Origin of the sequence: Pseudomonas sp. R62, from assembly GCF_000257605.1 — a bacterium.
Classification (GTDB): Bacteria; Pseudomonadota; Gammaproteobacteria; order Pseudomonadales; family Pseudomonadaceae; genus Aquipseudomonas; species Aquipseudomonas atacamensis.
Window position 1 is genome coordinate 2,145,838 of record NZ_JH635998.1, and the last position, 9,547, is coordinate 2,155,384.

General features: G+C 61.5%; 10 protein-coding genes. 6 read left to right on the forward strand and 4 right to left on the reverse strand.

Features of this window, described 5'->3' with window-relative positions; all coding sequences use genetic code 11:
- A partial coding sequence (locus OQK_RS10670) for a quinone oxidoreductase family protein (protein WP_038860842.1) occupies positions 1-807 on the forward strand: 807 nt, incomplete at its 5' end.
- 179 nt (positions 808-986) lie between these two features.
- Here the strand turns inward: OQK_RS10670 and OQK_RS10675 are convergent.
- From OQK_RS10675 to OQK_RS10690, 4 genes are all read right to left on the reverse strand, one after another.
- Complete coding sequence (locus OQK_RS10675; RefSeq protein ID WP_016772374.1) at positions 987-1,655, reverse strand: hypothetical protein; 669 nt, start codon at positions 1,653-1,655, stop codon at positions 987-989.
- 259 nt (positions 1,656-1,914) lie between these two features.
- Complete coding sequence (locus OQK_RS10680; RefSeq protein ID WP_016772375.1) at positions 1,915-2,472, reverse strand: L-threonylcarbamoyladenylate synthase; 558 nt, start codon at positions 2,470-2,472, stop codon at positions 1,915-1,917.
- Between the two features lie 56 nt (positions 2,473-2,528).
- Positions 2,529-3,626: a DNA-processing protein DprA gene (dprA, locus tag OQK_RS10685; RefSeq protein WP_016772376.1), complete on the reverse strand. Its 1,098-nt coding sequence runs from the start codon at positions 3,624-3,626 to the stop codon at positions 2,529-2,531.
- 84 nt (positions 3,627-3,710) lie between these two features.
- Positions 3,711-4,736, reverse strand: a complete 1,026-nt coding sequence (locus OQK_RS10690) for a LysM peptidoglycan-binding domain-containing protein (RefSeq protein ID WP_016772377.1) — start codon at positions 4,734-4,736, stop codon at positions 3,711-3,713.
- A 159-nt stretch (positions 4,737-4,895) separates the two neighbouring features.
- On the opposite strand from OQK_RS10690, the gene def reads away from it, so the two are divergent.
- The 5 genes from def to OQK_RS10715 all read left to right on the forward strand — a co-directional run.
- The gene (def, locus tag OQK_RS10695) at positions 4,896-5,402 is read left to right on the forward strand and encodes a peptide deformylase (RefSeq protein WP_016772378.1); all 507 of its coding nucleotides are present in this window, start codon (positions 4,896-4,898) and stop codon (positions 5,400-5,402) included.
- A 57-nt stretch (positions 5,403-5,459) separates the two neighbouring features.
- Positions 5,460-6,419 (forward strand): methionyl-tRNA formyltransferase, encoded by a 960-nt coding sequence (gene fmt, locus OQK_RS10700; RefSeq protein WP_016772379.1) that lies wholly within the window; start codon positions 5,460-5,462, stop codon positions 6,417-6,419.
- Positions 6,416-7,726, forward strand: a complete 1,311-nt coding sequence (rsmB, locus tag OQK_RS10705) for a 16S rRNA (cytosine(967)-C(5))-methyltransferase RsmB (protein ID WP_016772380.1) — start codon at positions 6,416-6,418, stop codon at positions 7,724-7,726. Before fmt ends, rsmB begins: the two co-directional genes overlap by 4 nt.
- Before the next feature lie 21 nt (positions 7,727-7,747).
- Positions 7,748-9,124 (forward strand): Trk system potassium transporter TrkA, encoded by a 1,377-nt coding sequence (gene trkA / locus OQK_RS10710; RefSeq protein ID WP_016772381.1) that lies wholly within the window; start codon positions 7,748-7,750, stop codon positions 9,122-9,124.
- A 132-nt stretch (positions 9,125-9,256) separates the two neighbouring features.
- A partial coding sequence (locus OQK_RS10715) for a tetratricopeptide repeat protein (protein ID WP_016772382.1) occupies positions 9,257-9,547 on the forward strand: 291 nt, incomplete at its 3' end.

The following is a 9,547-nucleotide window of genomic DNA, read 5'->3' on the forward strand; positions in this document are numbered from 1 at the left end:
CCGTCCGGCCTGGGTTCGGAAGGCGCCGGCACGGTCGAAGCGGTGGGCAGCGAAGTCACCCGGTTCAAGGTCGGCGATCGTGTGGCATACGGCAGCGGCCCGCTCGGCGCCTACAGCCAGCTGCATGTTCTGCCGCAGGACAATCTGGTACACCTGCCCGATGAAATCAGTTTCGAAACCGCCGCCGGGGTCATGCTCAAGGGCCTGACCGTGCAATACCTGCTGCGCCAGACCTACCCACTGCAGGGCGGTGAAACCATTCTGTTCCACGCCGCAGCCGGTGGCGTCGGCTCGCTGGCCTGCCAATGGGCCAAAGCGCTGGGCGTGAAGCTGATCGGCACCGTCAGCTCGAAGGAGAAAGCCGAGCTGGCCAAAGCCAACGGCGCCTGGGCCACCATCGACTACAGCCATGAAAACGTTGCCGAGCGCGTGCTGGCACTGACTGACGGCAAGAAAGTCCCGGTGGTGTATGACGGCGTCGGCAAGGACACTTGGCTCACGTCTCTGGACAGCGTGGCACCACGTGGCCTGGTCGTGAGCTTCGGCAATGCTTCCGGCGCGGTCGATGGCGTCAATCTGGGCATTCTCGCCGCCAAGGGCTCGTTGTACGTCACCCGGCCTACGCTGGCGACCTACGCCAACAACGCCGAGAACCTGCAACGCATGGCCGACGAGCTGTTCGAGATGATCATCAGCGGCAAGCTGAAGGTCGACATCAGCCAGCGCCATGCACTGGCGGATGCGGCGAAAGCACAAACCGAACTGTCGGCACGGCGCACGACCGGTTCCACAATTCTGCTGCCATAACGCCTCAAGTTGATACTCGGCGAACTCTTCCATGAGTTCGCCGAGTATCTTGCGGCTATATCAAGTACATCTTGCGGTGAAATTTCTTCGCCGCTGGTCTACGACCGGCGAACTTCCTGCGCAACTTCTTCGATTCATATACGAGCCATTTCTCAGCCCACTCTTCAATCACTGGCGGATCAATACTGACGGTTAAAAACATCACGATACTCCGGCTGATGCGCGTTCATGTTCACAGGCTGATCCAGGGCCATGAGGATTTGTCGCCACTCGGCAGACAACAGCCAATAATCGCCCCGGGCACGCTGCTCGATATGCATTGCCTGCGAAGCGATCGGTGTCAGGCCGAAGCGCTGATACAGTTGCCGCTGTGGCGATCTGCATAAGGCCGTCACCCCGTGATATCCGCGATCGATCGCCCATTCCGCAGCGGTGGCAAGCAGACCATTGACCGACACCGGCCGGTGCTGCTGGGAATGGGTGATCAGACGGCTGAACTCGACGTGGCGCGCCAATGCCACAGTGGGAGACACATGATGCTGCGCCAGTGAAGCCCATTCGAAGGGCGCCGGAGTTGCCCGCAGCACCGCAATAAGCTGATCACGCTGATACAACAGAAAGTGCGTGCTGCGTGAGGTGATCGCCAGTCGAGTTTCCAGCGCCCGGGCTCTGGAGGTGAGCATGTAATGCTGCAATCGCAGGCGAAACTGTCGATTGATGAAGCGTTCAAATTCCCCGGCATCCGATCCTGCCTCAACAATGGCCACACGATAGTCGGCCTGTTGATTCTTGAGTGTCTCCTGAAAGCCCTGCAGATAATCCTTGAGGTGTAAATCGGTAATATCCATTACTTCTCCGCAGCCATTAATATTTCGAAGTTGCTTCAAGCACATTGAAAGAATGGATGCTTTTGGAAATCTCGCCACTGCACGCGTTCTGAGAATCACGTGGGAAAACTTACAGATATTTCAGACTCAAAGATTCGTCTGACGCATGAAAGAACAATGGCAACGGATAAGTTTTGAACGAATGCAGGAATAAAGTGCGGGCATGCGCAGAACTCCTCGTCGACGCCGAGGAGTCCGCAGAAAAATAAAAAGAATGGCGTCAGTCAGGACGAACGACGCTACCGGTGGCCAGGTCGCGGATCACGCTGGGATTCTTGCGCCCGCCAAGGCTGCCGCCCAGCACCAGATCGACCTGACCACGGAAATACTGCTCGATGCGCAAACGCGTGCGCGCCGGCGGTCGCCCCTGTGGGTTGGCCGATGTGGAAATCAATGGCCCGACCAGCGAGCACAGGTCGCGCACCTGCGGGTGATCGCTGACCCGCAGCGCCACGGTGTCATGAACGCCTGTGACCCACTCCGGCAACAGGTTCTGATGCGGCACCAGCCAGGTGTTCGGCCCCGGCCAGGTACTGGCCATGCGGTCGATCCAGTCCTGCGGGAAGTCCTCGAAGAGGAAATCGAACTGGCGGATGTTGTCGGCGACCAGGATCAGCCCTTTGCTCACCGAGCGATTCTTGATCGCCAGCAAGCGGTCCACCGCGTCTTCATTCCACGGGTCGCAACCCAGCCCCCAGACGGCTTCGGTTGGATAGGCAATCACCGCGCCGGCGCGAACTTCACGCGCGGCTTGTTGCACACGCCAACTGTTGACCATGAAAAAACTCTCCCACAAACAGGTTTCGCGCAGTTTACCGATCTTCCTCGTAAAACCTAGCTCGACCGCGCCAGCCAGCGACCGTTTTCGCATACCGCACGGCCTTCGATTTCCAGCTCGGTCAACGTTGCCAGCACCTTCGGCAACGGCCAGCCACAACTCGCGGCCAAGGCCTCGCTGGTGTGCGGCGCCGCGTGCAGCAGCGCCAGCAACGGGTGATCGGCCTGCACCGCCGCTGTGGATAGCAACGGCTGCTGCCAGCCGCGCAAGGCTTCGAGGATATGTTCGATAGTCTCCACCAGCACCGCCCCGTCGCGAATCAATTGGTGACAACCGCGCGCGCCGGGGTGATGGATCGAGCCCGGAATGGCATAAACCTCGCGACCCTGTTCGGCTGCCAGCCGCGCGGTGATCAACGAACCGCTGGCAACACTGGCCTCGACCACCAGCACGCCGAGGGACAACCCGCTGATGATGCGGTTGCGCCGGGGAAAGTTGCTCGGGCTCGGCCCGGCGTCCAACGGAAACTCGGAAAGCACCGCACTGCCCGAGGCAATCATCGCCTCGGCCAGGCGTTTATTGCATTGTGGATAAAAATTTTCCAGCCCCGTGCCGAGCACCCCCACGGTCAAGCCGCCAACATCCAGAGCAGCCTGGTGGGCAGCAGCATCGATGCCCAGCGCCAGACCACTGTTGATGACAAAACCGGCCCCGGCCAGACTGCGGGAAAACGCCGCCGCCGTATCCATGCCCGGGCGCGAAGCGCGGCGGCTGCCGACCATCGCCAGTTGCGGTTTTTCCAGAATCGACGGATCGCCCGCGACGAATAACAGCGGCGGTGGATCGGCGATTTGCGCCAGCAACGCTGGATAATCCGCTTGGTCCCACATCAGTAAATGTTGGTCGGGGTGCTCTAGCCAGCGCATTGCGTGGCTGGCGCCGTCGCGCACCGTTGGACAACGCCGTGCTTCGGCGCAGGCCGCCGGCAACCCCAGTGAGCGCCAGGCACTGGCCGGCGCGCTGAGGGCTTTCGACGCCGAGCCGAAGGCTTCGAGCAATTTGGCAAAACGCTTGGGGCCGATATTCGGCATGCGGTGCAGGCGCAGACGCGCTTCCAGTTCCGCCGGGGAAATGGCCGTACTGACAGACAACATGAATGGATCATCCTTGATCGTTCTATGCTCCGAACCATTCGGAACAAGCTGTGGATAACTCTGTTGGTAACTTGTTAAGCAAGCTTACGGATTTCGCACCTTGTCGAGCACCGCAAGCGAACGTGAAGCATTGAGGACCAGGCCGTAACTGAGCTTGTCGTAGGTGCGGAACACCATCAGCAGGCCGGCGCGTTCATCGGGAATTTTCAGCGGCTGGCCGGTGATCCGATCACGTACGGTTTCGCCGGTTTTCATCACCGCCAGAACATTGCCTTCGGCCAGACCGTCACGTTTGCCTTTGTTCAGGGTAACCACGTCCATTACACCGATCTGCGTTACGCCGCGTGGCACGTCAATGATCAGCCCGTCGATGGAACGCTTCGGCGCGCTGGGCATGAACGTTGAATTGATCGAACGTTCTTCACCGCCGAACAAGCGGTCACCGAGGCGCACTTCCTGGGTGGTGCGTTGCAAGGCGAGGGTGGCGACGTCGCCTTCGGTGGCAACAATCTCGCCGCCGCCGATATCGTCGGCGTTGATGCCGAGGAATTCCTTGGTCTGCGGATCGGTGTAGACCTTGCCCTGGCGGAAGATGCCGTACACCGGTTGCTCCGGATCGAAATGGCCACGGGCGAAGATGCGGTCACCGGTACCGCTGAGCACCCGTTCGGCATCGCCGGCGACGATGTAGGGGGCCTTGTCGAAGTCTTCGGCCTTGTCGACGATACGGTTGCTCAGCAAAAAGCTGTTGATCGATTTCAGCGGAATGCTCGGAATCGCCTCGGCCACCGGACTGGTGCGAATCCGTGGCGAGAGCTTGATGGTGCCGCGCGACTCGCCACGATGGACGGTCAGTTGCGGCTGGCCGTTGACGTAGCTGAGGGTCAGTGTGTCGCCGGGATAGATCAGGTTGGGGTTTTCGATCTGCGGATTGGCCCGCCACAGTTGTGGCCACTGCCAGGGCTCGCGCAGGTATTTGCCGGAAATGTCCCAGAGCGTGTCTCCGGAAACCACCGTGTATTGCTGTGGAAAACCATCCCTGAGTTGCACTTGCCCTTGCGCGGCGCCGGCCGAAGCCAGGAGCAGCAGGGCGAGTAGTGTTTTCCTCATGCGGTGAATCCCTTTATCATGTGCATTCGCGTGAATCGTCAGAGCCCCCGTGGCTCGCTTCTGTTTTTCAGAAGCTACGCTTCACAACGGTAGCCTGCATCTTCGGACCCGCCAGGCCATCGACCCGACTTTACTCAACGTGTGCAGCAATCGAAGCCTATGGCCATTTTAAACATCCTCGAATTTCCGGACCCGCGTCTGCGCACTATCGCCAAACCAGTGGCTGTAGTGGACGACGAAGTGCGTCAGTTGGTCGACGACATGTTTGAAACAATGTATGAAGCGCCGGGCATCGGCCTCGCCGCGACCCAGGTCAACGTGCACAAACGTATCGTCGTGATGGACCTGTCCGAAGACCGTACCGAGCCACGGGTGTTCATCAACCCCGAGTTCGAACCGCTGACCGACGAGATGGACCAGTACCAGGAAGGCTGCCTCTCGGTACCGGGCTTCTACGAAAACGTCGACCGCCCGCAGAAGGTCAAAATCAAGGCGCTGGACCGCGACGGCAAGCCTTATGAGCTGATCGCCGAAGGTCTGCTCGCCGTGTGCATCCAGCACGAATGCGACCACCTCAACGGCAAATTGTTCGTCGATTACCTGTCCACGCTCAAACGCGACCGGATCAAGAAGAAGCTGGAAAAGCTGCACCGCCAGAACGCTTGATGCCCCTCTTCAAAGGCTTGCTGCGGCAAGCCTTTTTCTTTTTATGAGACGCCTTTCATGACTGAGCCACTGCGCATTGTTTTTGCCGGTACCCCGGAATTCGCCGCCGAACACCTCAAGGCCCTGCTGAGCAGCCCGTACGAGATCGTCGCGGTCTACACCCAGCCGGATCGCCCGGCCGGCCGTGGGCAAAAACTGATGCCGAGCCCGGTCAAACAACTCGCTCTGGAAAATAATATCCAGGTGTTGCAGCCGCCGACCTTGCGCAATGCCGAGGCTCAGGCAGAGCTGGCCGCGCTGAAGCCGGATCTGATGGTGGTGGTCGCTTACGGTTTGATCCTGCCGCAAGCGGTGCTGGATATTCCGCGTCTGGGTTGCATCAACAGCCATGCATCGCTGCTGCCGCGCTGGCGCGGTGCGGCGCCGATCCAGCGCGCGGTCGAACACGGCGATGCCGAAAGCGGTGTAACGGTGATGCGCATGGAGGCCGGGCTGGATACCGGGCCGATGCTGCTCAAGGTCGTCACGCCGATCGGCGCGCAAGACACTGGCGGCACCCTGCATGATCGCCTCGCCGAGATGGGGCCGCCCGCCGTGGTGCAGGCGATTGCCGGTCTGGCTGCCGGCACCCTGCAAGGTGAGGTGCAGAACGACGAACTCGCAACCTACGCGCACAAACTCAACAAAGACGAAGCACGCATCGACTGGAGCCGTCCGGCGGTGGAGCTGGAACGTCTGGTCCGCGCCTTCAATCCATGGCCGATCACCCACAGCACGCTCAATGGCGAAGCGTTGAAAGTGCTGGCCGCGACCGTGGCCGACGGCACTGGCGCTCCGGGTGAAATCCTCAGCGCCAGCAAGGACGGCCTGATTGTCGCCTGCGGTGCACAAGCGCTGTGTCTGACCCGCCTGCAATTGCCCGGCGGCAAGGCGCTGAACTTCAGCGACCTGTTCAACAGCCGCCGCGAGAAATTCGCCGTCGGCAGCGTCCTCGGCGCAGCGGTGGATGCGCAATGAACCCGCGTCTGGCCGCCGCCAAGGCACTCGCTGCCGTACTCAGCGGCAAAGCCTCGCTGAACAGCTCCCTGCCGACGCAACTGGACAAGGTCGAGGATCGCGATCGCGGTTTCACTCAGGACCTGGCCTTCGGCACTGCACGCTGGCAGCCACGCCTGTCGGCACTGGCGGAAAAACTCCTGCAGAAACCGTTCAAGGCCGCCGACGCTGATGTCGAGGCGTTGCTGCTGGTTGGTCTGTACCAATTGCTCTACACCCGCGTGCCGGCCCACGCCGCCATTGGCGAAACCGTCGGTTGTGCCGACAAGCTGAAAAAGCCTTGGGCCAAAGGTCTGCTCAACGCGGTGCTGCGCAATGCCCAGCGCGAAAGCGAGACGATCTTCGCCGAACTGGAACGCGATCCGGTGGTGCGCACGGCCCACCCGCGCTGGCTGCAAAAATCCCTGAAGGCCTTCTGGCCCGAGCAGTGGGAAGCGATCTGCGCAGCGAATAACGCGCATCCGCCAATGATCCTGCGGGTCAACTGCCGTCATCACAGCCGCGATGCTTATCTGGCGTTGCTGGGCGAAGCCGGGATCGCCGCGAAACCGTGCGTTTACAGCCGCGACGGCATCGTCCTCGAAGCCGCTGCCGATGTGCGCAGCCTGCCGGGTTTCGCCGAAGGCTGGATCAGCGTGCAGGACGAAGCCGCGCAACTGGCCGCCGACCTGCTCGATCTGGCGCCGGGGCAGCGGGTGCTTGACGCCTGCTGCGCCCCTGGCGGCAAGACCTGCCACATCCTCGAAGCCGAACCGGCGCTGGCCGGGGTGGTGGCGGTGGATCTGGAAGCCAAGCGTCTAGTGCGGGTGAAGGAAAACCTCGAGCGCCTCGGCCTCGACGCTGAACTGATCGCTGCCGACGGTCGCGATATCGACAAATGGTGGGACGGCAAACCGTTCCAGCGCATCCTCCTCGATGCGCCATGCTCGGCCACCGGGGTGATCCGCCGCCATCCGGACATCAAGCTGACCCGCCAGCCCGACGACATCGTCGCGCTCGCACAACTGCAAGGCGAACTGCTCGACGCCATGTGGAAAACCCTCGAAGTCGGCGGCATCCTGCTCTACGCCACGTGCTCGACGCTGCCGACCGAGAACACCGAAGTCATCGCCGCGTTCCTCGAGCGCACCCCCGGCGCGCGGGAACTGGATCTGGCCACCGCGGCCGGCATCAAGCAGCCCCATGGTCGCCAGTTGCTGGCCCAGCAGGGCGGGCATGACGGCTTCTACTACGCCAAGCTGATCAAGATCGCCGCCGCGCGCGGCTAAACGGATTCATGGAGTGACTGGATGAAAATCATCATCCTCGGTGCGGGACAGGTCGGCGGTTCGCTGGCCGAACATCTGGCCAGCGAGGCCAACGACATCACTGTGGTCGACACCGATGGCGAGCGCCTGCGCGACCTCGGCGACCGCCTCGACATCCGCACCGTGCAGGGCCGGGGCTCACTGCCGTCGGTGCTGCGCCAGGCCGGTGCCGACGACGCCGACATGCTGGTCGCGGTGACCAACAGCGACGAGACCAACATGGTCGCCTGCCAAGTCGCGCACACGCTGTTCCACACGCCGACCAAAATCGCCCGGGTGCGCGAAGCGTCGTACCTCAATCGCGAGGAACAACTGTTCCAGAACGAAGCGATTCCGGTCGACGTGCTGATCAGTCCCGAGCAGGTCGTGACCAATTACATCAAACGCCTGATCCAGCATCCCGGCGCCTTGCAGGTGATCGACTTCGCCGAAGGCGCGGCGCAACTGGTGGCGGTGCGCGCTTATTACGGCGGGCCGCTGGTCGGTCAGCAACTGCGCCAGTTGCGCGAGCACATGCCGAACGTCGAAACCCGCGTGGCGGCGATCTTCCGCCGTGACCGGCCGATCCTGCCTCAGGGCGACACGGTGATCGAAGCCGATGACGAAGTGTTCTTCATCGCCGCCCGCGAAGACATTCGCGCGGTGATGAGCGAAATGCGCCGCCTCGACGAAACCTACAAACGCATCGTCATCGCCGGTGGCGGACAGATCGGCGAGCGCCTGGCCGAGGCCATCGAAAGCCGTTATCAGGTGAAGATCATCGAGATGAGCCCGGCGCGCTGCCGCTACCTCTCCGACACCCTCGACAGCACCGTGGTCTTGCAAGGCAGTGCCTCGGACCGCGATCTGCTGCTGGAAGAGAACATCGCCGACGCCGATATCTTCCTCGCTCTGACCAACGATGACGAAGCCAACATCATGTCGTCGCTGCTGGCCAAACGGCTGGGGGCGAAGAAGGTCATGACGATCATCAACAACCCGGCCTACGTCGACCTGATCCAGGGCGGCGACATCGACATCGCCATCAGCCCGCAACTGGCGACCATCGGCACTTTGCTCGCCCATGTGCGTCGAGGCGATATCGTCAGCGTGCACTCACTGCGGCGCGGCGCGGCGGAAGCGATCGAGGCGATTGCCCACGGTGATGCGAAATCGAGCAAGGTCATCGGCAAGCCGATCGAGAAGATCGGCCTGCCGCCCGGCACCACCATCGGCGCGGTGATCCGCAACGAGAAAGTGATCATCGCCCACGACGACACGGTGATCGAAGCGGGCGACCACGTGATTCTGTTCCTTGTGGATAAAAAGCATATTCGCGATGTGGAGAAGCTGTTTCATGTGGGGTTGAGCTTTTTCTGAGGTTGATCGTTCCCACGCTCCGCGTGGGAATGCAGCCCGGGACGCTCTGCGCCCCATAAGCGGACGCAGAGCGTCCATTGAGGCTTTTCCACGCGGAGCGTGGGAACGATCACTCAAACGAGGTTGCAAAAAATGCTCGAATCCCTGGAAAAAATGCTCGCCAAGGGTGTGGATAACGCTCTGCTGCGCTTCGGTCTGGGCAAGGGTTATCTGGACTTGGGCGAAAACGCCAAGGCTGCCGAGCATTTTCAGCGTTGTGTCGCGTTCGATCCGAAATACTCGGCGGCGTGGAAGCTGCTGGGCAAGGCGCAGCTGGCGCTAGGCGATCACGCCGCTGCGCGCCAGGCCTGGGAACAGGGCCTGGAAGCGGCCCGCGCCCACGGTGACAAACAGGCCGAGAAGGAGATGACGGTATTCCTGAAA

What these genes read in the sequence shown, in the direction of transcription:
- dprA (WP_016772376.1), bottom strand. Translation starts at nt 3,626, where the DNA reads ATGTTGTCTGTCAGTACGGCCATTTCCCCGGCGGAACTGGAAGCGCGT.
- OQK_RS10680 (WP_016772375.1), bottom strand. Translation starts at nt 2,472, where the DNA reads ATGGTCAACAGTTGGCGTGTGCAACAAGCCGCGCGTGAAGTTCGCGCC.
- trkA (WP_016772381.1), top strand. Translation starts at nt 7,748, where the DNA reads ATGAAAATCATCATCCTCGGTGCGGGACAGGTCGGCGGTTCGCTGGCC.
- fmt (WP_016772379.1), top strand. Translation starts at nt 5,460, where the DNA reads ATGACTGAGCCACTGCGCATTGTTTTTGCCGGTACCCCGGAATTCGCC.
- OQK_RS10675 (WP_016772374.1), bottom strand. Translation starts at nt 1,655, where the DNA reads ATGGATATTACCGATTTACACCTCAAGGATTATCTGCAGGGCTTTCAG.
- def (WP_016772378.1), top strand. Translation starts at nt 4,896, where the DNA reads ATGGCCATTTTAAACATCCTCGAATTTCCGGACCCGCGTCTGCGCACT.
- OQK_RS10690 (WP_016772377.1), bottom strand. Translation starts at nt 4,736, where the DNA reads ATGAGGAAAACACTACTCGCCCTGCTGCTCCTGGCTTCGGCCGGCGCC.
- rsmB (WP_016772380.1), top strand. Translation starts at nt 6,416, where the DNA reads ATGAACCCGCGTCTGGCCGCCGCCAAGGCACTCGCTGCCGTACTCAGC.